At 60.8% G+C, this 24401-nt stretch carries 20 protein-coding genes, 6 tRNA genes and 3 pseudogenes; 8 read left to right on the top strand and 21 right to left on the bottom strand.

Going from position 1 to position 24401, the window contains the following annotated elements; genetic code table 11:
• Window positions 1-424 precede the first annotated feature (424 nt).
• On the top strand, window positions 425-1288 hold the full coding sequence (locus tag LVW35_RS08975) for a phage integrase N-terminal domain-containing protein (protein ID WP_233894900.1): 864 nt from the start codon (window positions 425-427) through the stop codon (window positions 1286-1288).
• 145 nt (window positions 1289-1433) lie between these two features.
• Here the strand turns inward: LVW35_RS08975 and LVW35_RS08970 are convergent.
• The 7 genes and pseudogenes from LVW35_RS08970 to LVW35_RS08940 all read right to left on the bottom strand — a co-directional run.
• Window positions 1434-2662, bottom strand: a pseudogene (locus LVW35_RS08970) (tyrosine-type recombinase/integrase); the annotation flags it as partial.
• A 223-nt stretch (window positions 2663-2885) separates the two neighbouring features.
• Window positions 2886-2961 (bottom strand) — tRNA-Gly (locus LVW35_RS08965).
• A 3-nt stretch (window positions 2962-2964) separates the two neighbouring features.
• Window positions 2965-3040, bottom strand: a tRNA-Glu gene (locus LVW35_RS08960).
• 103 nt (window positions 3041-3143) lie between these two features.
• Window positions 3144-3219 (bottom strand) — tRNA-Gly (locus tag LVW35_RS08955).
• Between the two features lie 3 nt (window positions 3220-3222).
• Window positions 3223-3298: transfer RNA gene (locus tag LVW35_RS08950), tRNA-Glu, on the bottom strand.
• Between the two features lie 104 nt (window positions 3299-3402).
• A tRNA-Gly gene (locus LVW35_RS08945) sits at window positions 3403-3478 on the bottom strand.
• A gap of 4 nt (window positions 3479-3482) precedes the next feature.
• Window positions 3483-3558, bottom strand: a tRNA-Glu gene (locus LVW35_RS08940).
• Between the two features lie 360 nt (window positions 3559-3918).
• Between LVW35_RS08940 and LVW35_RS08935 the strand changes: the two genes are divergently transcribed.
• Together LVW35_RS08935 and LVW35_RS08930 are read left to right on the top strand one after the other, a co-directional pair.
• Window positions 3919-4689: a hypothetical protein gene (locus LVW35_RS08935; protein ID WP_442799629.1), complete on the top strand. Its 771-nt coding sequence runs from the start codon at window positions 3919-3921 to the stop codon at window positions 4687-4689.
• Window positions 4690-4806: 117 nt separating this feature from the next.
• Entirely contained in the window at window positions 4807-5619 is an 813-nt protein-coding gene (locus LVW35_RS08930; protein ID WP_233894896.1) for an alpha/beta fold hydrolase, read from the top strand.
• Between the two features lie 36 nt (window positions 5620-5655).
• On the opposite strand, the gene LVW35_RS29085 is transcribed toward LVW35_RS08930, so the two are convergent.
• The 4 genes and pseudogenes from LVW35_RS29085 to LVW35_RS08915 form a co-directional block, all read right to left on the bottom strand.
• Window positions 5656-6498 (bottom strand): methyl-accepting chemotaxis protein, encoded by an 843-nt coding sequence (locus tag LVW35_RS29085; RefSeq protein WP_442799669.1) that lies wholly within the window; start codon window positions 6496-6498, stop codon window positions 5656-5658.
• 15 nt (window positions 6499-6513) lie between these two features.
• A pseudogene (locus LVW35_RS29080) lies at window positions 6514-6669 on the bottom strand (HAMP domain-containing protein); the annotation flags it as partial.
• Between the two features lie 1067 nt (window positions 6670-7736).
• Window positions 7737-9149, bottom strand: a complete 1413-nt coding sequence (locus tag LVW35_RS08920) for an aminotransferase-like domain-containing protein (RefSeq protein ID WP_233894892.1) — start codon at window positions 9147-9149, stop codon at window positions 7737-7739.
• A 204-nt stretch (window positions 9150-9353) separates the two neighbouring features.
• Window positions 9354-10115 (bottom strand): SDR family oxidoreductase, encoded by a 762-nt coding sequence (locus LVW35_RS08915; protein ID WP_233894890.1) that lies wholly within the window; start codon window positions 10113-10115, stop codon window positions 9354-9356.
• A 229-nt stretch (window positions 10116-10344) separates the two neighbouring features.
• Here LVW35_RS08915 and LVW35_RS08910 point away from each other — a divergent pair, with 229 nt between their 5' ends.
• Window positions 10345-11352, top strand: a complete 1008-nt coding sequence (locus LVW35_RS08910) for an NADP-dependent oxidoreductase (RefSeq protein ID WP_233896436.1) — start codon at window positions 10345-10347, stop codon at window positions 11350-11352.
• Between the two features lie 308 nt (window positions 11353-11660).
• Window positions 11661-12587 carry an IS110 family transposase gene (locus tag LVW35_RS08905; protein ID WP_233891738.1) on the top strand — a complete coding sequence of 309 codons (927 nt, stop codon included), beginning with the start codon at window positions 11661-11663 and terminating at the stop codon, window positions 12585-12587.
• Window positions 12588-12718: 131 nt separating this feature from the next.
• Here the strand turns inward: LVW35_RS08905 and pyrF are convergent, their stop codons facing one another.
• On the bottom strand, window positions 12719-13417 hold the full coding sequence (gene pyrF, locus LVW35_RS08900; protein WP_233894888.1) for an orotidine-5'-phosphate decarboxylase: 699 nt from the start codon (window positions 13415-13417) through the stop codon (window positions 12719-12721).
• 259 nt (window positions 13418-13676) lie between these two features.
• On the opposite strand from pyrF, the gene LVW35_RS08895 reads away from it, so the two are divergent.
• Window positions 13677-14441 (top strand): response regulator, encoded by a 765-nt coding sequence (locus LVW35_RS08895; protein ID WP_233894887.1) that lies wholly within the window; start codon window positions 13677-13679, stop codon window positions 14439-14441.
• Window positions 14441-15475: a sensor histidine kinase gene (locus LVW35_RS08890; RefSeq protein ID WP_233894885.1), complete on the top strand. Its 1035-nt coding sequence runs from the start codon at window positions 14441-14443 to the stop codon at window positions 15473-15475. The genes LVW35_RS08895 and LVW35_RS08890 overlap by 1 nt, the downstream gene beginning before the upstream one ends.
• Here LVW35_RS08890 and LVW35_RS08885 read toward each other — a convergent pair.
• The 9 genes and pseudogenes from LVW35_RS08885 to LVW35_RS08845 all read right to left on the bottom strand — a co-directional run bounded on the left by LVW35_RS08885 (window position 15472) and on the right by LVW35_RS08845 (window position 22084).
• The gene (locus LVW35_RS08885; RefSeq protein WP_233894883.1) at window positions 15472-16533 is read right to left on the bottom strand and encodes an AI-2E family transporter; all 1062 of its coding nucleotides are present in this window, start codon (window positions 16531-16533) and stop codon (window positions 15472-15474) included. The genes LVW35_RS08890 and LVW35_RS08885 overlap by 4 nt on opposite strands.
• Window positions 16534-16605: 72 nt before the next feature.
• Entirely contained in the window at window positions 16606-17424 is an 819-nt protein-coding gene (locus LVW35_RS08880; protein ID WP_233894881.1) for a DUF4892 domain-containing protein, read from the bottom strand.
• 102 nt (window positions 17425-17526) lie between these two features.
• Window positions 17527-18381 (bottom strand): alpha/beta hydrolase, encoded by an 855-nt coding sequence (locus LVW35_RS08875; RefSeq protein ID WP_233894879.1) that lies wholly within the window; start codon window positions 18379-18381, stop codon window positions 17527-17529.
• Window positions 18378-19181: an alpha/beta fold hydrolase gene (locus LVW35_RS08870; protein ID WP_233894877.1), complete on the bottom strand. Its 804-nt coding sequence runs from the start codon at window positions 19179-19181 to the stop codon at window positions 18378-18380. The genes LVW35_RS08875 and LVW35_RS08870 overlap by 4 nt, the downstream gene beginning before the upstream one ends.
• 97 nt (window positions 19182-19278) lie before the next feature.
• Window positions 19279-19722: a hotdog fold thioesterase gene (locus LVW35_RS08865; protein ID WP_233894875.1), complete on the bottom strand. Its 444-nt coding sequence runs from the start codon at window positions 19720-19722 to the stop codon at window positions 19279-19281.
• A gap of 31 nt (window positions 19723-19753) precedes the next feature.
• Window positions 19754-20236: pseudogene (locus LVW35_RS08860) on the bottom strand (AMP-binding protein); the annotation flags it as partial.
• Window positions 20237-20254: 18 nt separating this feature from the next.
• Window positions 20255-20704, bottom strand: coding sequence for a phosphohistidine phosphatase SixA (sixA, locus tag LVW35_RS08855; RefSeq protein ID WP_233894873.1), 450 nt, complete (start codon window positions 20702-20704; stop codon window positions 20255-20257).
• Complete coding sequence (locus LVW35_RS08850) at window positions 20701-21048, bottom strand: DUF4389 domain-containing protein (RefSeq protein ID WP_010211694.1); 348 nt, start codon at window positions 21046-21048, stop codon at window positions 20701-20703. The genes sixA and LVW35_RS08850 overlap by 4 nt, the downstream gene beginning before the upstream one ends.
• A 10-nt stretch (window positions 21049-21058) precedes the next feature.
• Window positions 21059-22084: an NAD(P)H-dependent glycerol-3-phosphate dehydrogenase gene (locus tag LVW35_RS08845; RefSeq protein WP_233894871.1), complete on the bottom strand. Its 1026-nt coding sequence runs from the start codon at window positions 22082-22084 to the stop codon at window positions 21059-21061.
• Window positions 22085-22279: 195 nt separating this feature from the next.
• On the opposite strand from LVW35_RS08845, the gene LVW35_RS08840 reads away from it, so the two are divergent.
• Complete coding sequence (locus tag LVW35_RS08840; RefSeq protein ID WP_233894869.1) at window positions 22280-24400, top strand: TonB-dependent receptor plug domain-containing protein; 2121 nt, start codon at window positions 22280-22282, stop codon at window positions 24398-24400.
• Window position 24401: the final 1 nt, after the last annotated feature.

The following is a 24401-nucleotide window of genomic DNA, read 5'->3' as shown; positions in this document are numbered from 1 at the left end:
TTACTTGGCACTGCATGACGATGCCCTGCACACTGAGCCTGCAACGACCTGCCGGTGGGTCTCATCACCGGAACCCCTGGCGCGGGCAGTAAGCGTCACACCGTGCGATTGACTCGCCGATGCCGTACCCATCCGGTTGCCCAGAGCACAGGTTCCTGAAAGTGCTATCCCGCCTCGGGAGGAACCATCCCAGATGCGCCCGGTTCCACGCTGCGCATCGCCCCTACCCATGGGGTGGAACCCTGTTCATCCACGGCAAGCACCTTGCCTTCAACCCTCTTCCGTGCCCTGGGCACGCGTTCGTCTGCGGCAACGTATTCAGGCGCAATGTCTGTCGCCTGCCTTCCACTCTCTCACTCCACTGGAGGTGTTTATCACCACAACCAAACGTGTTGTTTCTTGGCAGCACCCCATGGAGCGCACTATGGACGATCTCACCTATACCTTGCGTCAACTGTGCCAGCGCAACCGCGATGGCAGCCACACGACACAAGCCGACCGCCAACGCAGCCTCACATTGATCGCTCACCAATTGCGCGAGGCCGGTTTTCGGCAGATGCGCGCCACTTCGCTCAAGGGCAAGCATATCGAAACGCTGATTGAACGCTGGCAGGCCGAAGGGTTGTCTTCAGGCACCTTGAAGAACCGTTTGGCCCAGCTGCGCTGGTGGGCCGAGAAGATCGGCAAAGCAGGACTGATTCCCGCCGACAATACCCGATTGGGCATTTCTGAGCGCCGCGCAGCGCCCCATGCCAACAAAGCACGGGGGCTGGGTGACGGCCTGGATCGCGTGAGCGATCCCCATGTGCGCATGAGCCTGGCCTTGCAAGCCGCATTTGGTTTGCGACGCGAGGAGTCCATCAAGTTCCAGCCACGCTACGCTGATCACGGCGATCACATCACCCTCAAGGGGTCATGGACCAAGGGCGGACGTGAGCGCGTCGTACCAGTCACGACAGCGGAGCAACGCGCACTGCTTGACCAAGTTCAACTATTCGCCGGAGTCGGCTCTCTGATTCCGGCGCACAAGACCTACATCCAGCAACGCCATGTCTACGATGGGCAGTGCAAAGCGGCAGGATTGAGCCATATGCACGGTCTGCGCCATCGCCACGCGCAAGAACGTTACGAAGCGTTGACAGGGTGGAAGGCGCCCGCCGCTGGCGGGCCAGCATCACGCACCCTTTCCGTCACCCAGCAGGCCCAGGACAAAGCGGCCCGCCAGAGCATCAGCCGCGAGCTGGGCCATGAGCGGATACAGATCACGGCGGTCTATCTGGGACGATGACAGATCATCCTGATCGAAAGTCCTGGAGACCGCTCACGAACGATTGCTCGCCGACCTCTATAACCTGCCCATCGGCCAACGCCTTGAGGTAGGCGCCGATAAACGCCAGGCTGTCGGGCTGCACCGGCGCCTTTTCCTCGTTCACCACGCCACCGGCCTCCCAGCGGTCCAAACGATCCGCCCACGCCTGCATCATTGTCCGCCGCTGCTCGACGTAGGCCGCATGATTGTAGGCCGCACGGATCTGGTTAGGGTCGGCGTGGGACAGCTGCACCTCGATCCACTCTTTGCGGTAACCCAACTCATTGAGCGCCGTCGACAAGGTGGCACGAATGCCGTGCCCAGTCAGCTGGGACTCGTAGCCCATGCGCCGCAACGCCGAGTTCAGGGTGTTTTCGCTGGTGCGTTGCTTGATATCGTCGCGGTGCGGCAGCAGGTAGTGTTGTCCTGGGCGCCTGGCCTCCAACAACTGACGCACGATCACCACCGCCTGTCGGGACAGGGGCACGATGTACGGAGGGATGGTCTTTTTTTCCTTGCGCAGGCGAACCTGCAGCTGCTTGACCAGAATCGGCGGAATGATCCACAGCCCGCGCTCCAAGTCGAATTGCTCCGGCACCGCCGAGCGCAGTTCGCCTGTTCGCACACCGGTCAACAGCAACAGGTACAAGCCCAGCCGGGTGGCGGAGCGCCCTCCGTACTGGCGCAAGGTGCGCAGGAATGCGGGCAACTCGTCCATGCGCAGGAAAGGATTGTGAGTCACTGGCGGCTTGGGGATCGCCACGATGTCCAGGTCGCTCGCCGGGTTGCTGGTCAGGCCTTTTTCCACCATGGCATAGCGCAACAACTGGTTGAACCAGGCGCGGCATTTTTCGGCCGTGGTCAGGGCGTTGCGGCGTTCAATCTTGCGCAGCACTTCCACCAAGTGCTGGCGCGAAACCTCGAAGATCGACAGTTCGCCAATCCACGGCAACACGTCCATGGCAAAAATACGATCAATCTGCGACAGCGTGCTTTGTCGTCCCGTCTTCAGGCTCAGGGCCTTGAAGCTGCGCCACGACGTGAAGACAGCCTGAAAGGTGTTGGTGGCTGCCGCGCTTGCCGCCTCCTGCGCCTGACGGCGATAGGCACGCGGATCGACGCCTTTGGCCAACTGCACGCGCAGCTCATCGCCAGGGCACGGGCTTCTTTCAGGGAGATTTCAGGGTAGGCCCCGAGGGCAACGCGAAATTGCTTGCTCATCCACGAAAAGCGGAAATGCCACTTCTTCGCGCCCTTGATGCCCACGAAGAGCAGCAGGCCATCCAAGTCGTTGAGGGTATAGTCTTTGCCCGTGGCTTTTGCCTTGCGGACGGCGGTATCAGTGAGTGCCATGACACATCTCCATCATGCAATGAGGAGAGGTGTACCGTTCTCGGTGAAGGCATCACAGGAAGAAACCGAAACGCCCAGCGACCACTTTTCATGTACTACTTCGTGTACTAAAAAGTCGTGGCTAGGCGTGGATTTCAGCAGCTTTCGCTGGATGACCCACAGAGTAAAACCTCTGTGGAATCAAGACTCTACAGACCTTGGTGGGCATCTGTAGATTAAGAATTGGAGCGGGAAACGAGACTCGAACTCGCGACCCCGACCTTGGCAAGGTCGTGCTCTACCAACTGAGCTATTCCCGCAAATGGCGTCCCCTAGGGGACTCGAACCCCTGTTACCGCCGTGAAAGGGCGGTGTCCTAGGCCACTAGACGAAGGGGACACGCTACTGAAACACAGAGTGTGTGTTTCAGTGCCCAGAGGTTAGATCCGAAGATCATGCCCTGGTTTCACTCAGTGCCGCCCGAAGGCCACACTGTTTAAATTGGAGCGGGAAACGAGACTCGAACTCGCGACCCCGACCTTGGCAAGGTCGTGCTCTACCAACTGAGCTATTCCCGCAAATGGCGTCCCCTAGGGGACTCGAACCCCTGTTACCGCCGTGAAAGGGCGGTGTCCTAGGCCACTAGACGAAGGGGACACACAACTGAAACACAGGATGTGTATTTCAGTGTCCAGAGGTTAGATCCGAAGATCATGCCCTGGTTTCACTCAGTGCCGCCCGAGAGCCACACTGCTTAAACTTGGAGCGGGAAACGAGACTCGAACTCGCGACCCCGACCTTGGCAAGGTCGTGCTCTACCAACTGAGCTATTCCCGCATATTGGCGTCCCCTAGGGGACTCGAACCCCTGTTACCGCCGTGAAAGGGCGGTGTCCTAGGCCACTAGACGAAGGGGACACACGTACAACATTCACTACTTAACCGCGTTTCGCTGTGTGCTTTACGCGTTAAGTGGCGCGCATTCTATGGATGGATTGAAAGGTCGTCAACCCCCAAGGATTAATTTATTAAAATCAATGACTTCGATCTGCTTTTTGGGCTTGCGGGCGGATTGCGCGCGTTCGGGCTTTGACGCCTATATTCTGGCGCCCGACAAGGCGCTATAGTTCGCTCCGGCAAATGATGGCAATGTGCATCCATGCAGGGAGCGCCTATCTCCATAGAAGCAAACTACCCGGGCAACTGGTCGATCAGTCCTATCCGCCGGATGCCCCAGTCACTACACTCCACTGTAAACCCTATAAAGAGGTCACACCGGTGACACCACTCATGATCACCCTGCTGGTAATAGCCGGGATTGCAATACTGATCGCCATTGGCTATATGAACCACGTGGTGGAAAACAACAAGCTGGAAAAGAAGCGCACCGAGATCGAGCTTAATGATCGCCTGCGCCGTTGCGGTGAAATCACCGAGACCTTCCCCGGCCAGTTGATGACCCCGGCGCTCAAACTATTGCTGACCCGATTGGAACTCAACGTCAACCAGCGCCTGTTGAACCTCAACAAAGGCAGCGCACCGCTGAAAGCCCGCATCGGCGAGCTGAATACACGGGTGGCCCAGGGCGAATCGATCCCGGTGAACAATCCACCCGCGCCGATCCAGACCGAAGCCAAGGCCAAGGACGTGCGTTTCCTGCTCGAAGCCCTGCACGGCCAGGTCACTCGCGCCGCCCAGGACGGCTTCCTGCCGGCCAACGAGGCCAAGCACTGGATTCGGGAGATCCGCCATATCCTGGTGTTGCTGCACATCGAATTCTTCAACAACCTCGGCCAGCACGCCCTTCAGCAAGGCCAGCCGGGCCAGGCACGCCTGGCGTTCGAGCGCGGCGTGCAGTACCTGCGTAAACAGCCTGAGCCGGTGATCTACAGCGCACAGTTGCAACAGCTGGAAGCCCAGCTGGCCCGTGCCAACTCCACGGTGCTGACCAACAGCAAGCCCGCCGAGGATGAGGTCAACGAACTGACCGAAGGCCTCAAAGTGGTGGATGCCGACGCCGAGTGGAAGAAGAAAGTCATCTACGACTGATTTACCCCTCCCTCTGTGGCGAACCCGGTTCGCCACATGCCATCACTTTGCATCTATCCCCCCGCGCCCGACTAGCGTAAAAAAGTGCCCCTTACTCCCTGAAGTCAGAGGCCCGCTATGCCTGTCGCCGTCATTGATGGACAACCGCTGCACTACCTGGACCAGGGTACCGGCCCGGTCGCCCTGCTGGGTTCTAGCTACCTGTGGGACGCCGACATGTGGGCGCCGCAGATCGAAGCACTGTCGCAACAGTACCGGGTGATCGTGCCCGAGCTGTGGGGCCATGGTGAATCCGGCTCGTTGCCTGCGCAAACCCGCTCCCTCGACGACCTTGCACGCCAGGCCCTGGCCCTGCTCGACCAGCTGGATATTCCACAGGTCAACCTGGTGGGGCTTTCGGTCGGTGGCATGTGGGGCGCACGCCTGGCGCTGCTGGCGCCCGAGCGGATCAACAGCCTGGTGCTGATGGACACCTATTTGGGCGCCGAGCCGGAGGCCACGCGCCAGTACTATTTCTCGCTATTCAAGATGATCGAAGATGCCGGTGCCATCCCCGAGCCGTTGCTGGATGTGGTTGCGCCGATTTTCTTCCGCCCGGGCATCGACCGTGAATCAGCGCTGTACCAGGATTTCCGCCAGCAATTGCAGGGCTACTCCAAGGAACGCCTGTTGCAGAGCATCGTGCCTCTGGGTCGGTTGATCTTCAGTCGTGAGGACATGCTGGATCAGTTGCCGCGCCTGGACGCCGACACCACGCTGGTGATGTGCGGCGAACAAGACAAGCCGCGCCCTCCCGCCGAGTCCGAGGAGATGGCCGGCCTGATCGGCTGCAGCCTGATCCTGATTCCGGAAGCGGGTCATATCAGCGCCAGGGAAAACCCGGACTTCGTCAACGAAGCCCTGCTGACCTTCCTCGCCAACAACGCCTGACCGCCCTCCCCTGTGATCGCTGCAAGCGCGCGGCGATCACAGGCGGAAGTGCCCCACCATACCCTTGAGTTCCGCGCCCAACTGCGCCAGTTGAATGCTCGACGCGGCGTTGCCCTGCATGCTCAGTGCCGACTGATCGGCACTGGCGCGAATGCTGGTGACGCTGCGGTTGATCTCTTCGGCCACCGAGCTTTGCTCCTCGGCTGCCGCGGCAATCTGCTGGTTCATCTGCTGGATCAGCGACACCGCCACCGCGATGCTACCCAGGGCACTTTCAGTTTCCAGCGCATCGCTGACCGCCAGTTTCACCAACTCGCCGCTTTGCTGGATCTGCTGCACCGAAGATTGCGCAGCACTGCGCAACGTACTGACCAGGCGTTCGATTTCTTCGGTGGATTGCTGGGTGCGCTTGGCTAACGCGCGCACTTCATCAGCCACCACTGCAAAGCCGCGCCCCTGCTCGCCGGCTCGGGCGGCTTCGATGGCGGCGTTGAGGGCCAGCAGGTTAGTCTGTTCGGCCACGCTTTTGATCACACTCAACACGGTGCCGATATGCTGAATCTCGGCGCTCAGGCTTTCGATACTGGCGCTGGCACTGGTGCTGGAGGTCGCCAGCAATTCAATGCGCTGCAAACTCTGGCGCACCACCTGCTGGCCGCTCTCGACTTTGTCGTCTGCCGTCTGTGCGGCTTGCGCGGCCTCTTCGGCGTTGCGCGCCACGTCGTGCACGGTGGCGGTCATCTGGTTCATCGCCGTGGCGACCTGTTCGGTTTCTTCTTTCTGGCTGCTGACTTCGACATTGGTTTGCTCGGTGACGCTGGACAATGAATGCGCCGAGCTGGCCAGTTGCTCGATACCGGCTTGCAGGCCGCTGACCATTTGGCTCAGGCCGTTGCCCATCTGTTGCATTGCCTGCATCAACTGGCCGATTTCATCACGACGGCTGACCTCCATGCGCCCGCTCAAATCGCCGGCGGCAATCCGCTGCGCCACAGCAATCACGCTGCGCAGTGGCGCGACGATCAAGCGGGTGATCACCCACGCTGCCATCAACCCCACCAGCAAGGCCAGCGCCGAAGAACCGAGAATCAGCATTGAGCTTTTCTTCAATTGCGCCTGCATCGACTGGTCTTCGGCGTCGTACGCCTGGTTGACCCGGCTGACCACTTGGTCCGCCCGATCATGCAATTGCTTGTAGACCACCTTTTCCTGGGCCAGCAAACCAGTGTACTCACCGAGCTTTTCACTGAACGCGGCGATATGCCCGGCCACTTCGTTGAGCACGGTCTGGTAGCCGGAATCCTTGACCGACGTTTTTAGTTGCTCAACCTGCGCCAGGGCCTGGTCGGCCTGCTCGATCTTGCCCTGCTCAGTGTCTTCCTCGCTCACCTTGCGGCTCTGGTTCAGACGTACATGGGCTTCGTTCATGGCTTGCAGCATCAAACGTGAGACTTGGCTGACCTGCCCCGCCTGCTCGATAAATTCGGCACCCTCCTTGCCCTGGCTTTCCTTGAGGCCATAGGCGCCGTCGTCCGCCAGCCCGGCCTGCAACACGTCGAGATTGTTAGCGACGCTGGACACCGACCAACTGGCCATTTCCAACGCCAGGTCCTTGGTCTGGGTCAATTCGACAAACTCATCGAACGCCTTGCGGTAGGCCGCCAAGGCCTGTTCCACATCAGTCATGACCGGTACGTTGGCCGCCGACCGGGCCTTGAGACTGGCCGCAAGAGCCGCCAAGGCATCGACGCTCTCATGCAAAGCTTCGACAGCCTTGGGGTCGGCGTGCAGCGCGTAGTCCTGCTCGATCAGGCGCACCTTCAGCAAGCCGCTGTTCAGCGACGACATGGCCTTGAGCCCTTCGAAGCGCTGGCCAACGGTCTGCAGGGACCACACCCCGATCGCCGCGACCAAGGCTGTCAGCAGCAGTACCAGGGTGAAACCCAAGCCCAGTTTCTTTGCCATACCGAGGTTGGCGAATTGTCGTTGCACGGCCGAAATCATTGCACTTGAATCCTCTTGCAATGGCGGTTGCCATCGAGCCCGGTTACACAGGCGAGATTCGCAACCACAAGGCACTGAGCACAAGTCGTTGGCGCCACAATAATGGCAAAAAGCTACACGCTCGTCGTTTTCAGAATGGTCGAGGTCGATCTGGCGGGTCCCATGGCGCGGAATAACGCCAGGGCCCGTTGATCACCAGCATAGGCAACATTGATGCGCAACCACTCACTGGGTTCGCTGGTGGGACTGAACAGTGCCCCCGGCGACAACAAAACACCGAGCTGTCGGGCACAGGCTTGCAGCCGCGACGGATCAACAATCCCCGGCCGCGCCCACAGGAACATACCGCCAGCGGGCGCGGCGAACACCTCCCACTCCTCGTCCTCCAGTACCTGCAACGTGGCCGCCATCTCCGTACTCAGTCGCTTGCGCAAACGCTGCACCCATTTACGGTAGGTGCCATTAGCCAGCAGCGTTGCCACTACTGCCTCGGCAAAGCGCGACGTACCGAAACCGGTCAAGGTCTTGAGGTTGGCCAACTGCGCGATGATCGCTGTGCTGGCACTCAGATACCCCACACGCAGCGCACTGCTCAGGGTTTTGGAAAAACTCGAAACGTAGATCACCCGATCATCATGGGGTAATGCCGAAAGTCGCGTGCAGCTGGCATGTTGCAGGTCACCGAAAACATCTTCTTCGATGATCAGGAAATTTTCGCGCCGCGCCAGCTCCAACAACCGCTCCGCCACCGTGCGGCACAGGCTGGAACCGGTAGGGTTGTGATACAGGCTATTAATGAACAGGCACTTGGGCTGATGCCCCCGCAGCAGGGCCTCCAGCGCCGGAATGTCCGGGCCACTGCGGGTGCGCGGCACTTGCAACAGTTTTACACCGTGAAATGCCAGTTGCCGATAGAGATTGCCGTAGCCAGGCGTTTCGACCACCACGCAGTCGCCAGCCTTGAGCAGTGTACGTATCAGCAAATCCTGGGCATGGCTGGCGCCGGCAGTAGTGACGATACGGTCAAGGTGGGTGGCGATCTGGATTCGGGTCAGGCGCTTGAGCAATTGCTCACGTAGCGCCGGTAACCCCAGGGGCGTGCTGTAATTGAAGAGCCCGGCAGTGTCGGTACGCGTCACTTCGCGGATCGCGTAACTGATGTCATCGCTTTCGCGCCAGGCATCCGGCAACCAGCCGCAGCCCAGTTTCAGCTCGCCTAATGGATTATCCGCGAAGGCGCCCCATTGTCGCTCTGCGCCTTCGTACCACTGCCCCTCATGCAAAGCCGGCGGCTGGGCCACCACAAAACCAGACCCCGGCTTCGACACCAGCAAGCCCTGTGCGACCATCCGCTCGAATGCCTCGATCACGCTGGATTGGCTGAGCAGGTTATCGAGGGCCACCTGTCGAATGGACGGCAAGCGTGTGCCAGGGCCCGCCCCGCTCGTGCGAATCCATTGCGCCACCGCACTGATGATTTGCTGCACCACCGGTACAAGGGCTTGTCGATCGATCCCTAAATCCATGCGCCACTCACTTCAACTGTCTGTTATTCAACCCGGAACAGTTAAGCACAGAAGCCCATGTCGGCCGTCCATGGATATTTATTAAAGTATTGATTTTATTGAATTATTTACCTGCTGATACACAATCTGACAGGGCACTCTGCCAGCTGTGGAAACGCCCCACAGTCTCCCCAAACCTTTTCGAATGGGCGGCGGCGCGAGGTCTTAGATAGCGGTCGCGCCGCCGTCCACCGCCAAGGCTTGACCCGTGGTAAATGCGGCGCCATCGCTGCACAGGTAGAGCACCGCGCTGGCGATTTCCTCCACCTTGCCAATTCGCCCGACCGGGTGCATGGCAGCGGCAAACTCGGCTTTGCGTGGGTCGGCTTCATAGGCACGGCGGAACATATCGGTATCGATCACGGCTGGGCACACCGCATTGACGCGGACTTTCTTCTTCGCATACTCAATGGCCGCTGACTTGGTCAGACCGATCACCGCATGTTTGGAGGCGGCATAAATACTCATCTTCGGCGCCGCGCCCAACCCCGCGACTGACGCGGTGTTGACGATCGCCCCGCCGCCCTGGGCCAGCAGCAGTGGCAACTGATGCTTCATGCATAACCACACGCCCTTGACGTTGACGCCCATGATCGCGTCGAACTCATCCAGGCTGCCGTCGGCCAGCTTGCCCTTTTCGATCTCGATCCCGGCATTATTGAAGGCGTAGTCCAGGCGACCATAGGCGGCGATGGTCTGCGCCATCAATTGCTGCACATCCGCCTCCAGCGTGACATTGCAGCGCACAAACAGCGCTTCGCCCCCCGCCTGATGGATCAGGGCAACGGTACCTTCACCACCCGCCGCATCCAGGTCGGCAACCACGACCTTCAAGCCTTCGGCGGCGAATGCCAGCGCGGTGGCGCGGCCAATACCGGCGGCGGCGCCGGTTACCAGTGCGACCTGGCCGGAAAACGTCATGCTCATAGGAGATGTCCTGTGGGAGAAAATAACGGTGCGTCGAGTCTAGCCAACACCGCGCCGCAGGCGTCAGCATTATCAAACGGCCGGTTGGCGCTGCATGGATCGCATTGATAAGAGCTACCGGGCAATTATCAGCAACGCCTATCGACCGGCATTCGCGCCTTCGGTGAACCTTGCCCGCGGCCCGTTGAAGGTCTATCACTTCAGGCTCATTTCCAGAAGAGTCGCTGCCATGACCGCCCAGACCAACCGCCAATTCCTGCTCGCCAAACGCCCGGTCGGCGCAGCCACCCGGGACACCTTCACTTATCAGGAGGTCCCGCTGGGCGCGCCCCAGGACGGCCAAGTGCTGGTGCATAACGAATACCTGTCCCTCGACCCGGCCATGCGTGGCTGGATGAATGAAGGCAAATCCTACATTGCGCCCGTCGCCATCGGCGAAGTCATGCGTGCGCTGGGCGTGGGCAAGGTGATCGCGTCGAACAACCCGCAGTTCGCCATCGGCGACTACGTCAACGGTGCGTTGGGTGTGCAGGACTACTTCCTCGGCGAGCCGCGTGGCTTCTACAAGGTTGATCCGAAACTGGCCCCTTTGCCGCGCTACCTGTCTGCCCTGGGCATGACCGGCATGACCGCCTACTTTGCGCTGCTGGACACCGGCGCGCCCAAAGCCGGCGAAACCGTGGTGATCTCTGGCGCGGCGGGTGCCGTGGGCAGCATTGCCGGGCAGATCGCCAAGCTCAAGGGTTGCCGGGTAGTGGGGATTGCCGGTGGTGCGGACAAGTGCAAGTTCCTGGTGGATGAACTGGGCTTCGACGCCGCCATCGACTACAAAAGCGAAGACGTGCCCGCTGCACTCAAGCGCGAGTGCCCCAAGGGCGTCGATGTGTATTTTGATAACGTCGGCGGCGATATTCTCGACGCCGTCCTCAGCCGCCTGGCACTGAAAGCCCGCGTGGTCATCTGCGGCGCCATCAGCCAATACAACAACAAGGAAGCCGTGAAAGGTCCAGCCAACTACTTGTCACTGCTGGTCAACCGCGCACGCATGGAAGGCTTTGTGGTGATGGACCACGCCGCAGGTTTTGCTGCTGCCGGGCAGGAAATGGCCGGCTGGATGGCCCAGGGCAAGCTCAAGAGCAAGGAAGATATCGTGGAGGGGCTGGAGACGTTCCCGGAGACGCTGATGAAGCTGTTCAACGGCGAGAACTTCGGCAAGTTGGTGCTGAAGGTCAACTGACACACTTTGGATCTGATGGTGGAGCGGGCTTGCTCGCGAATACGGTGTGTCAGTCGACAGATGTACTGGCTGATCCATCGCATTCGCGAGCAAGCCCGCTTGTGTCTTGAGACAGGATTAAGCTGAAGGTGAGAGGGTGAGTGGCAAGCTGAATGCCCGAAGTGCTTAAAGCACGTGTGGGAGCCCATGCTGCCACTCACTTCTCCGCTCTGGACATGAGCCCGAACAGTTGAACGAGCCCACCTCGAACAGTTACAAGCGTGGGCCAAGCCAGAGCGCTCTCACTTTGAGTGTAAGAGGGTTTGGCTATGTTTTCCTATCCAGCAGGCATTGATGTTTCCAAGGACAGCCTTGAGGCTCGAGTTAATCTGATTGACGTTGGGGTAAGTTGCGCTAACGCCGAAGATGATTTCCCTGGGTTGATTGGGTGGCTATTGCTTCACCAGGTCGGTCGCGTGCTGTTGGAGGCCACTGGCGGTTACGAGCGCAAAGTCATGAAGGCGCTCCAGGCTGCGGGCCTCAACTGCATCAATCCCCGTCGAGCCAAGAGTTTTTCCACGGCGATGGGCCAACAAGCCAAAACCGACCCGATAGATGCAAAGTCCCTTGCGCAGTTCGCAGCGGTACTCGACTCGCCTAACAGCCGAATCACCAGCCCGAAACATGACGAGTTGCGCGCGTTAGTCCAACAGCGAGAAAACTTTATTCAGCAGAGAGACGATGACAAAAGGCGCCTGAAAACGGCCTCATGTGACGTAGTAAAGCCAGCGTTGCAGAGTCATATCGACTACCTGATCAAAGCTGTGAACGCGATAGACCAGTTGATTCGTCAAAGCGCCAACGTGCTAGACCACGAAAAAGTCGAACGCCTGTGTTCAGTTAAGGGCATCGGGCTCATTACGGCGGCTAGCCTTATGGCATACCTGCCGGAGTTGGGTGAGGTTGGCAAGCGTCCGATCGCGGCCCTAGCGGGCCTCGCGCCGTATAACAACGACAGTGGGAAGCACATAGGCGCGCGTCACATTCGTGGCGGAAGGTTTTCCGCACGTCGCTCGCTATACATGGCCTGCTGGGTAGTCATTCGGGACCAGCCTGAATTCCAGGCCCGCTATAAAGCACTGCGTGGCAAAGGAAAATGCGCAAAAGTTGCGCTAATCGCATGCATGCGTGTTTTGTTAATCCGGCTGAACGCAATGCTGCGCGATAGGACTGAATGGAAAGAACACGCTGCCTAGATCGGCAGCGATGTGTCGTTGAAGGTCACACGGCTTGAAGCTGTGGGAGTTTGGCTGTCTTTGAAATCGATGGCCAAGTTATGGTCATCAAGACAGTTGCTCCCACATTGGTTACCCGGTCAGACCTGATATCAAGCGATCTCGGCCACTACTGCCGCCAACGCCTTGGCCGGATCCGCCGCCTGGCTGATCGGGCGGCCGATCACCAGGTAATCGGAACCCGCGTCCAGCGCCTGGCGCGGCGTCAGGATGCGACGCTGGTCATCTTGTGCGCTGCCCGCCGGACGAATCCCCGGGGTCACCAATTGCAGCGAAGGGTGCGCGGTCTTCAGCGCCCGGGCTTCCAGTGCCGAGCACACCAGACCGTCAAGGCCAGCTTTCTGCGCAAGAGCGGCCAGGCGCAACACCTGCTCCTGGGGCTCGATGTCCAGCCCGATGCCAGCCAGGTCTTCACGCTCCATGCTGGTAAGCACAGTCACGCCGATCAACAAAGGCTTGGGACCGCTGCGCTGCTCCAGCACCTCACGGCAAGCACTCATCATGCGCAGGCCACCGGAGCAGTGCACATTGACCATCCACACGCCCATTTCAGCGGCGGCCTTGACCGCCATGGCGGTGGTATTCGGGATATCGTGGAATTTGAGGTCGAGGAACACCTCGAAGCCTTTGTCACGCAGGGTGCCGACGATTTCCGCCGCGCAGCTGGTGAACAGCTCCTTGCCGACCTTGACCCGGCAGAGCTTCGGGTCCAACTGGTCAGCCAGCTTCAGTGCGGCGTCACGAGTGGGGTAATCCAGGGCGACGATGATAGGAGTCTGGCAGACGGGCATTGGAATGAGCTCTCAGGCAAGTCGAAATCGGCGCGGATTGTAGCGCAAGCGGCGCCGTTGCGGGATCCGATGATCGGTAAATACTGACCAACCGCCATCGGGCGGGCATTTTCTTCAATTATTTCAAAGCTGATACATTCACGACATGCCCCCAACACGCCTCACCGCTAGCCTCGCTCGCACGCCCCACCGACCAGCACTTCCAGCCATGGGGCTGGACGCCTATGCTGACCGCAACGACCAGGCAGATGATCGTATTATGCAGACCCCTTCCGTCTCTTTGAACGACGAGCAAAAAGGCGCGGTGATCGTCGATGACAAGCGCTGGAACACCCGCGCGCTGATCGTTGACGACGATGTGCCGATCCGCGAACTGTTGATCGACTACCTCGCCCGCTTCGGCATCCTCGCCACCGGCGTCACCGACGGCACCGCGACGCGCCAGGCCATGCAGGCTGAAACCTTCGACGTGGTGGTGCTCGACCTGATGCTGCCGGGCGAAGACGGCCTGTCGCTATGCCGCTGGCTGCGCGCGGAGTCGGACATCCCGATCCTGATGCTCACCGCCCGCTGCGAACCCACCGACCGTATCATCGGCCTGGAACTGGGCGCCGACGACTATATGTCCAAGCCGTTCGAACCGCGTGAGCTGGTAGCGCGCATCCAGACCATCCTGCGCCGTGTGCGCGATGACCGCACCGAACAGCGCGCCAACATCCGCTTCGACAACTGGCGCCTCAACAGCGTGTTGCGCCAACTGGTGGCCGACGATGGCTTGGTGGTACCGCTGTCCAACGCGGAATTCCGCCTGCTGTGGGTGTTCATCGAGCGTCCGCGCCGGGTATTGAGCCGCGAGCAATTGCTGGATGCCGCCCGTGGCCGCTCCATCGAAGCCTTTGATCGCAGCATCGATTTGCTGGTGTCGCGCCTGCGGCAAAAACTCGGGGATGATCCCAAGGCACCACAATTGATCAAGACCGTGCGCGGCGAAGGCTACCTGTTCGATGCGCGGGATATCGGTTGATGCGCAACGCCTTCAACACGCTGTTCGGTCGACTGTTTGGCGTGTTGCTGGTGGCAATCGTGCTGGCCCACGTGCTGGCGATCTCCTGGTTTCGCTATTACGGCCCGCCTCCGCCGCCGCCCCAGGAAACCTTTGTCGAACAGCCCGACGGCACGATGAAGCTCCTGCCCAAGCATAAGCGTGGGTGGTTTGGCGGCCCGGTGGTGCCGCTGACGTTCCAGTTCATCTCGTTGATCATTGCCGCCTGGTACGGCGCCAAGTTGCTGAGCCGGCCGATCCAGCGCCTGAGCGAAGCCGCCGAGCGCTTGAGCCTGGACCTCGACAGCCCACCTCTCGACGAGTCGGGGCCGCGTGAGGCGCGGCAGGCCGCGTCGACCTTCAACCTGATGCAGCGGCGGATCCGCGAACAGGTCAGCCAACGTGCGCGCATGCTCGGCGCGGTCTCCCATGACCTGCGCACGCCGCTGTCACGTCTCAAGTTGCGCCTGGAACAGATCGAGGACACCCGGTTGCAAGGCCAGATGCGCCAGGACCTGGATGACATGATCAGCATGCTCGACGCGACCCTGAGCTATCTGCACGAGCAACGCACCAGCGAAACCCGGCATTGGCTGGACGTGCAAGCGCTGGTGGAGTCGATGAGTGAAAATGCGCAGGATCAGGGCGCCGACGTGCAATTCGCCGGCACCTGCGCACCGCTGCAGGTGCAGCCGATGGCCTTGCGTTCGTGCCTCAACAACCTGATCGACAATGCGCTGCGTTATGCCGGTACGGCGCGCATCGAACTGACGGACAGTCGCGAGGCCTTGGTGATCCGCGTCATCGACCATGGTCCCGGCATTGCCGCCGACAAGCGTGAGGCGGTGTTCGAGCCCTTCTACCGGTTGGAAGGCTCACGCAATCGCAACTCCGGAGGGGTCGGCCTGGGCATGACGATTTCCAAGGAAGCGGCCGAGCGCCTCGGCGGTCGGCTGCACCTGGAAGAAACCCCCGGCGGTGGCTTGACCGCCGTGATGTGGTTGCCCAGAGCTTAAAGCGGTTTGTCTTCCCGCCGTCCCTGGGCCTGGGTCGCGCTCCAATCCATCAACAGGCTGTAGGCCACCGCCAGCAAGGTCGGGCCGATGAACAGGCCGATGAATCCAAAGGCGATCAAGCCGCCGAACACCCCCAGCAGCACGATCACCAGCGGCAGGTTGCCGCCACGGCTGATCAAGTAGGGCTTGAGCACGTTGTCCACGCCACTGATGATGAAGGTGCCCCACACGCCGAGGAACACCGCGTAGGTGTAGTCACCCTTCCAGGCCAGCCAGGCCGTGGCAGGGATCCACACCAGCGGCGGGCCCATGGGGATCAGGCTGAGCAGGAAGGTAACGATGCCTAGCACCAACGCACCCGGTACGCCGGCAATCCAGAAGCCGATCAGGGCCAACAGGGCTTGGGCGGCAGCGGTGCCGATCACGCCGTTGACCACCCGTTGCACCGTGCCGGCCACCAATTCGATGTAGTAGCCGGCACGATCGCCGATCAAGCGTTCCAGCAGGCGGTGCACGAACATCGCCAGACGCGGCCCATCACGGTAGAAAAAGAATACGAATACCAGGCTCAGGGTCAGCTCAAGGATACCGCCGCCGATTTGCGCACTGCGCGCCAGCAGCCAATTTCCGACCTGCCCCAGGTACGGCTTGATGCTGACCATCAAGGCTGCGCCTTGCTGGTCGATGCTGTCCCACATGGCCACCAGCCGCTCGCCGACAATGGGGATCGAGCCGAGCCAGGTTGGCGCCTCCGGCAAGCCGTCGACCTGGATATCCTTGATCAACGCCGTTGCATCGCGCACGTGGTCCGCGAGGTTGAAGCCCAGCCACACCAGCGGCAGTGCCACCAGCAACATCCAGCACAACGTGAGAATGCCGGCAGCCAAGGATTCCCGGCCACCCAGCCAGCGAGTGAGCAGGACCATCAACGGCCAACTGGCAAACGCCAGCACCGCGCCCCAGAACAGCGCCGACCAGAACGGCGCCATCACCCAGAAACTGGCACCGAAAAGCACCAGCAGCAGGATTTGCACCAGTAGGCGATCGTTATTGAGCATGTAGGATCTCGAAAGGAAGACTGTAGGAAGACAGCTTAGGCGAACGGCACGGGTCCGTTCGCCCTGTTACGCCTAGCGTATCAGATGCAGGTGCAGACCCTTGGCGTCACCCGTGCCGGTTTCCATGCGTGCAGCGCGCACGCCCTTGTCGACCAACGCCTGGCGCCAGGCTTCGGCGGTCGGTCCGGTCAGGCTGACGCGCAAGGTGGTGTCGAGGTTCAACCCACGGGAAATCAGGGTCAGCCAGGTGTCGTCAGGCTCGCTGCCCAACGCGGGGAAATCCAGCTCGCCGGTGCTTTTCAATTCACGCAGCAGGGTCGCCGAGGTGGGTAGCAGGTCGGCCAGCGGCGCGTTGGCATCCAGTTGCTCCACATGCAGGTAGGCGCGGCGATTGCCGCGGGTGATGCCGTACAGCGCCACCAGGGCATTTTCCTGCGGGGCGGCCAGGCGCAGCAGCAGGTATTCCTGCTGGCCATCGGCACCGACCAGCTTGGCATTGCCGAACACTTCATTGGCCCACAGGCTGCTTTCACCGCAATCGCGGGCCTGGCACCAGAACAACAACTGCGCGCCCTGCTCCTGCAAGGCTTCGCGCGTCGCCTTGAACGCGGCGCTGGAGCTGTGCTCGGCGGGTAATTCATAGGTGATGGCGGTGGTTTGGCCACGGGCGGTGGCCTGGCCTTCATAGCGCAACTGGCCGCTGATCTTGCGGATCGCGCCCATGGGGTAAGTACGTTCTTTTTCTTCGGCGGGACGGTAATCGACGATTTGCGAATCGACCTGACGAGCCACGGTGGGCAGGTCCTGGCTGCCCGGTATGTCGGCGGCGAAAACCAGTGGGCTCAAAAGGCTCAAGCCCAGGATACGGATACATCCGTTACGCACGCTCATAAGATCAACGAGCCCTGGCCATCGGAGGTCGCAGCGGTGTTGAGTTTGTTCATGGTTGACTCCCTTTCAATCCGCCCAGCCTCGGCAGTTGACCGCCCCAAGTCAAGACGCGGAGAAGAACCGATTGAAACAGTCTGCAACAAGGACCGCGCCGGACTCATCATTCAGATGTAAATGATGGCCGCCCGGCAGCGTGCTGACCGTAAAGGGTAGCTGGGAAAGCAATTCGGAATGTTTCGCCAGCATGCCGTCGGCGGCGACCACCAGCTGCGTAGGGCAACTGACGCGTCGCACGAAAGCCATGGCCTGCTCATCGGTCAGGCGCACCGGCGAAGCCAGGGTCAGACGGCTGTCAGTGCGCCAGGTGTAACCGCCCGGCACCGGCATCAAACCGCGCTGGGCCAGCAGTTCGGCGGCTTCGCGGCTGACCGCCACCACGCCTTTCATGCGCGCCTCGACCGCTCGATCCAGGGTGTTGTACACCGGCTTGCGCTTATCTTGCAGGTTCAATTGCGCCTGCAAGGCCATGCCCAGCCGCTCGGCGGCATTCTCACCGCTGGCGGTCGGCGGGATCACACCGTCGATCAACCCCAGGTGCGTCACACGCTCCGGCAACGCACCCGCCAACACCAGAGACACGATGGCGCCAAGAGAATGGCCAAGTAATGCAAAACGTTTCCATCCCAGTTGCTCCGCGACGTGCAGCACGTCAAAGACGTAATCCCACAAGGCATAACCGGCACCGGTAGGACGATGCGCAGAATGCCCGTGCCCGGCCATATCCAGGGCAACGATACGCAAGCCCTGAAGCTTCGGCGCCAGTCGCGCAAAGCTGTTGGCGTTGTCGAGCCAGCCATGCAGGGCGATCACCGGCAAACCGTCCTCGGGACCGAACAGATGAGCCGCCAATTCAATATGCGGCAGGCTCAGGCGCACTTCTTCGACGGGTGTACTCATGCGCAGTTGCGCTCACGGGCTTCCCAGCGGGAGAACAGGTTCTTGATCAAGGTCGCGGTGTCTTGGGGGCGTTCAAGGGGGAACATGTGGCCGCCGGGCATGGTGAGCATTTCGCCCATGGGCAGGCGCCCGACCCCGCTGGCGTGATGCCGCATCACCACGCGGCTCTGCCGGCCCCGTACCACCGCCAGCGGTACTTTCAACTGGCGCACCTGACCGGGGCTGGTATGAGGTACACCACGGTAGATACTGATTTCGGTGGCCGGGTCGAAGCGCAGGCGCAGGCGATCGCCCACTTGCAGCAGGCCGTGTTGCAGGTAGGCGTCGAAGCATTCGGGGTCAAAACCACGGAACAGGGTCTTGCCGGCGAAGTAATTGCGCGCGGCCTCCAGGTCACTGAATTCTTCACGACGGCCCAAGGTGCGCCCGGCCGGGGTCAGGCGGTCGATAAAACCGAAGCGCTTGGCCGCGCGAATCACCCAGCGGTCGGCGCGGGTCAGTACCGGCGAATCCAGCATCACCACCCCGCGATACAACTGCGGGCAACGCATGGCCGCGTGCAGGTGCAACACGCCGCCGAGAGAATGGCCCACGCCCCACACCGGCTCCGGTTGCTGCTCCAGGTGGTGGATCAGTTCGTCCACCAGGTTCTGCCAGTTATCGTCCACCGGAAACCTGGGGTCGTGGCCGTGCTGCGGCAGATGAGCCACTGCGTATTCCGGAGCCAGGGCGGCAAACAACTTGCCGTAGGTGGCCGAAGGGAAGCCATTGGCGTGGGCGAAAAACACATGCTGCGACATACCGGATCCGTCTACAAAAACAGAGATTGATTGTCACCATGCCCGGCCCGCACAGCAATGACTGTAACTGCCAGGAATGATGACACTCACGCCACGCCTATCGCGCCGGCGGGTTCTCGCCCAGTGGCACCACGGCCATGGTCAGACGCGAGACACAACTGGCCTTGCCCTCATCGCTGGTCAGACGGATATCCCACACCTGGGTGGTGCGGCCGATATGGATCGCCTTGGCCACCGCTGTCACTCGCCCGCTGCGCACACCACGCAGGTGGTTGGCGTTGACCTCCAGCCCCACGCAATAGAACTTGCTGGGGTCAATGCACAAGTAGGCCGCCATGGAGCCGACGCTCTCGGCCAACACCACCGAAGCACCGCCATGCAACAGGCCATAGGGCTGATGGGTACGATGGTCGACCACCATGCTCGCGGTCAGGGATTCGTCGTCGAAGCTTTCAAAACGGATGTCCAGCAGTTCACCGATGGTGTTTTTCTGGATCGCGTTGAGTTGATCGATATTCGGTTGGGTGCGCCATAGGCTCATGGAAATAGTCCTTATTGATTTTATTACGACCCTAATCCTGCCACAGAACGGTTTCGGAACGCTCGCTCCACGGCTGGAAATATTCACCGTAAGTCGATTCGATTACGTTGCGTTTGATCTTCAAGGTGGGTGTCAGAAAGCCGTTTTTCACCGCCCAATTGTCCTTGACGACAACCAGTTGACGTAGACGCTCATGCTTATCCAGCGCCTGGTTGACCTGCTCCAACCAGCGCTCAAGGCTGATACGCAGGGTTTGTGAGTCTTCCCCCCCAGCCGATAAAACGCATAAGCCAATGGGCACAGTCAGGCCATCGCCCACCACGCACACCTGCTCGATCCGCGCATGTTCAGCCAGGCGGTTTTCAATCGGCGCCGGCGCCACATATTTACCTTTGCTGGTCTTGAAAATTTCCTTGAGCCGCCCGGTCAGGCGCAGGCAGCCATCGGCGGTGATGGTCTCGGCGGTTTTCTGCGGGTCTTTGTAATAGCCGAGCATCGTCGCACCGCTGCACACACAAAGCCGCGATAAAGCCTACGGATTCTTCACACTGACCAGGTTCATGAGCCCCGCCAGTGGAAAATCCCCTTCCAGTTCCGCCAGGCTGGCGGTGTGCATCGGCTGCGGCTGACGCTGGTGTCCATGCTGCAGAACGCTGATCAGGCTGCCCACCAACGGCTGATGGCTGACCAGCAGTACATTGTCATCGGTGTCGAGCTTTTCCAACACCTGCAGCGGATTGCCCTCGGGTGTCAGCCACGGCACCGTGCAAATTTCCGGTTCAAAGCCCAGCGCTTCACGCACCAGCTGCGCAGTCTGCTGCGCCCGTACATAAGGGCTGGCAATGATTGCGCTGAGGGGCTGACCGATCAGGTGCGCAGCACTGCGCAACACTTCGCCACGGCCATGCTCGGTGAGGTTGCGTTCGGCATCGGTGCGCGCATGCCCTTCGGCTTCACCGTGGCGCAGTATCCACAGTTTCACAGCTTCGGCTCTTCATCACGCACCGGGTGCGGCGCCGGCGGCACGCTGTGGGCAGCCTCACCCTCGGGTGCGCGCGGGGTCGGCCAGTCGGCGAACGGCCAAGGCTTCTGTTCGGTGTGGAAGCTGCCGAAACGGCCGATCTGTGCGAGGAACTGGCTGAGGCTGTCGCCGAAGTTCATCAGGCCCAGGTTAGGAGCGCTGTACACCAGCCGGTAGATCAACTGCACCACCACCAGTGCGCCGAGCAGGAATTGCGCCACCTGCCACACCAGGGCAAACACCAGCATCCACAGGATGCGCAGGGCAATGGATTCGTATTTGGGGGCTGCTTTCGGATCGTTCATGACGCGTTCCTCAGTTGAAACCACTGGTGGAAATAAAGTCGACATCGGTTTTGGGTTCAGCGCGCATCAACAACTCGATGACCTGGTTCAAGGTGCGCCCTTCAAACAGGATCGCGTGCAACCCGGCGACCAGCGGCATGTACACACCGACTTCCTGGGCCTTGGCCTTGAGCACCTTGAGGGTGTTGACCCCTTCGGCCACTTCGCCCAGGCGCGTGACCGCATCTTCCAGGCTCAGGCCCTGGCCGAGCGCGAACCCGACTTGATAGTTGCGACTTTTCGGCGAGGAGCAGGTGACGATCAAATCGCCCACGCCTGCCAGCCCAAGGAAAGTCATGGGGTTGGCGCCCTGGTTCACTGCAAAGCGGGTCATCTCGGCCAACGCGCGGGTGATCAGCATGCTCTTGGTGTTTTCACCCATGCCCAGCGCCACGGCCATGCCGGCAATAATCGCGTAGACGTTTTTCAGCGCACCGCCCAGTTCGACACCAAAACGGTCGTTGCTGGCATAGACCCGAAAGGTGCGGCCATGCAGCACGGCCTGGACGCGTTCGCAGAGGGCTTCATCTTCACTGGCCACCACGGTGGCGGTCAGCGCGTGCTCGGCGACTTCCCGTGCAAGGTTCGGCCCGGACAGCACACCAATACGCGCTTGCGGGGCGATCTCTTCAAGGATTTCGCTCATCAGCTTGAAGGTCTGCCCCTCGATGCCCTTGGTCAGGCTGACCAGCAGCTTGCCCGCCAGGCGCTCGGCATGGGGCGCCAGCACCGAGCGCAAGGCGCTGGACGGCAGCGCGACAAAGCACAGGTCGCAGGCGGTGAGGGTTTCCAGCAGGTCGGTAACAGGCTCGACCGCCGGATGAATCTTGATGCCTTTGAGGTAACGCGGATTTTCCCGTTGCACCCGGATAGCCTCGGCTTGTTCGGGATCACGCATCCACTGGCGCACAGCGTGACCGTTCTCGGCCAGCAGGTTTGCCACGGCGGTACCAAAACTTCCGCCTCCCAGGACCGCGATAGGGCGCTGTTCAGTCATATGCAATCCGTTAATCCATACCAGTGGCGATGGCGGCATTATACGGGCCGACCCGCTTGCGACCAGCCCCCGCATCAATTCGTGCGTTTGTCGGAAAATGCCACATTTACATGAAGTAATTGCAAGTCCGGCGACTGGCAAAAGGCCCCACCTCAGTTAACATGGGCGGCTATCCGCAATTATCAAGGCCGTGCCGTGTATTTGGGCCCTCCTCCTCGTTCATCCCTCTGGCTGGTGTTGTTGTGCAGTGCACCGACGCTGGCCGACGACCTGTTCCTCGACAGCCAGCCGCTGCCACAGGTGTTGACGGCCACGCGCCTCAAGCAATCGGCCGCCGCCGTGCCCGGCAGCATGACCGTGATCGACAGCGAACTGATCAAGGCCAGTGGTGCGCGAGACATCAGTGAGTTGCTGCGCCTGGTGCCAGGGATGATGGTCGGCTACACCACCGGAAACCAGGCGGCGGTGAACTATCACGGCACCAGTGCCAGCGATGCGCGGCGCATGCAGGTGTTGATCGACGGCCGCTCGGTGTACCGCGCGGGCCTGGCCACCGTGGACTGGAGCGACATTCCGGTGGCCATGGAGGATATCGAGCGCATCGAAGTGTTCCGTGGCCCGAATACGGTCAGCTACGGTGCCAATGCCTTGATGGCGGTGGTCAATATCCTTACGCGCTCGCCGGCCCACAGCCACGGCACGCGGATAAAAGTGGTGCGTGGCGAACGTGGTATCAACGACTTTTACGCCAGCCAGGGTGCGGGCTGGGAAACCGGCGACTTGCGCCTGTCCCTCTCCGGACAACAGGACGATGGCTTCGACAGCGATGCCGCCGGTGCCGACCGTCGCGATAGCCGTCGCCTCAACCGCTTCAGCCTGGCCATCAGCCAAACGCTGAATACGCAGCAGAGCATCGACCTGCAGCTGGATGCAAAGGAAGGCACCAACCAGCGGCCCTATACCTACAGCCCGGTCTTCGCTGGAATTACCGAAGGCGGTAACAATTCCGACGTCACCGCCAAGGATTATGCGGGCTCCCTGCGCTGGAATTTCGACTTCAACCCTGATCACAGCCTGTATATCCAAGGCTCCGCCCAACAGTGGGACCGCCGCCAGATCTGGAAGGCCTGTGATGCCAAAGTCTCATTCAGCCCCGAACTGACCCAGTTGTGGCAGATGAACCCCAATTACGCCGAACTACTGGCCCGCCACATGGACAGCTACAGCCAGGGCACCGCGCCACCGGGCAACGCCGCCGAGCAAGCGCTGGCCAACGAGGTACTCAAGCAATGGCGTGAGGGCGGCAGCAAGGGCGTGTGCGGCGACATCGACCAGAGCACCCGCGAAAGCCGCTACGACCTGGAGATCCAAGACACCCTCAGCCTGTCCGACAGCCTGCGCCTCGTCAGCGGCATGAACTACCGCTACGACCGCGCCGACTCCGACACCTATTTCAACGGCACCTTGGACGACACCACCTGGCGCCTGTTCGGCCAGTTGGAATGGCGCGCAAGCGAACATTGGCTGCTCCAAGGCGGGGCCATGTATGAAGACACCCGCCTGAGCGGCAATTCGCTGACGCCACGGGTAGCGGTCAACTACCTGATCAACCCGCGCCATGGCCTGCGCGCGGTGTACTCCGAGGCGATTCGCTCGCCGGACATGTTCGAAAACAACGTCAACTGGAGCTACCGCGTCACCAACCTCAGCTCCCCGGCTTACGGGCAGACCACCGGGCAATACTTCGTAAAGACCCGAGGCCCGGGCAACCTCGATAAAGAGATGATGAAATCGCGGGAACTGGGGTACAACGGCTTCTTTGCCGACATCGGGCTGAACATGGACGTGAAACTGTTTTACGACGAGATCACCGACATGATCAGCTCGCCGCTGCGTAACAACCAATACATCGCCAGCAATGCCAACAGTTCACGGTTTACCGGCGCCGAGTCGCAGTTCGACTGGCGCGTGAGCAACGCCGACCGCCTGCGGCTGACTTATGCTTACGTCGATGCCAGCAGCAGCAACCCGCTCGACAAGGCGCAGACCGCACGTAACAGCGGCTCTGCCGGCTGGCTGCGTGAATGGGGCCAGGGCTGGTCAAGCGCGCTGTTCTACTATGGCGATGACGCACTCAACCAATACCGCTTCGAACGGGTCGACCTGCGGGTGGCCAAGCGCATTGCCCTGGGCAAAGCCAACGTGGAGCTGGCCGGCATGTTGCAGGAACGCCTCGACAACCAGCCCACCACATGGGCCGACAACAATTATGACCATCGCCACGTGCTCTACTTCAGCGCGGAGTTAGAGTTCTGAC

The organism is Pseudomonas sp. HN11 (genome assembly GCF_021390155.1).
Classification (GTDB): Bacteria; Pseudomonadota; Gammaproteobacteria; order Pseudomonadales; family Pseudomonadaceae; genus Aquipseudomonas.
This window is presented reverse-complemented; position numbering and strand designations above follow the sequence as displayed.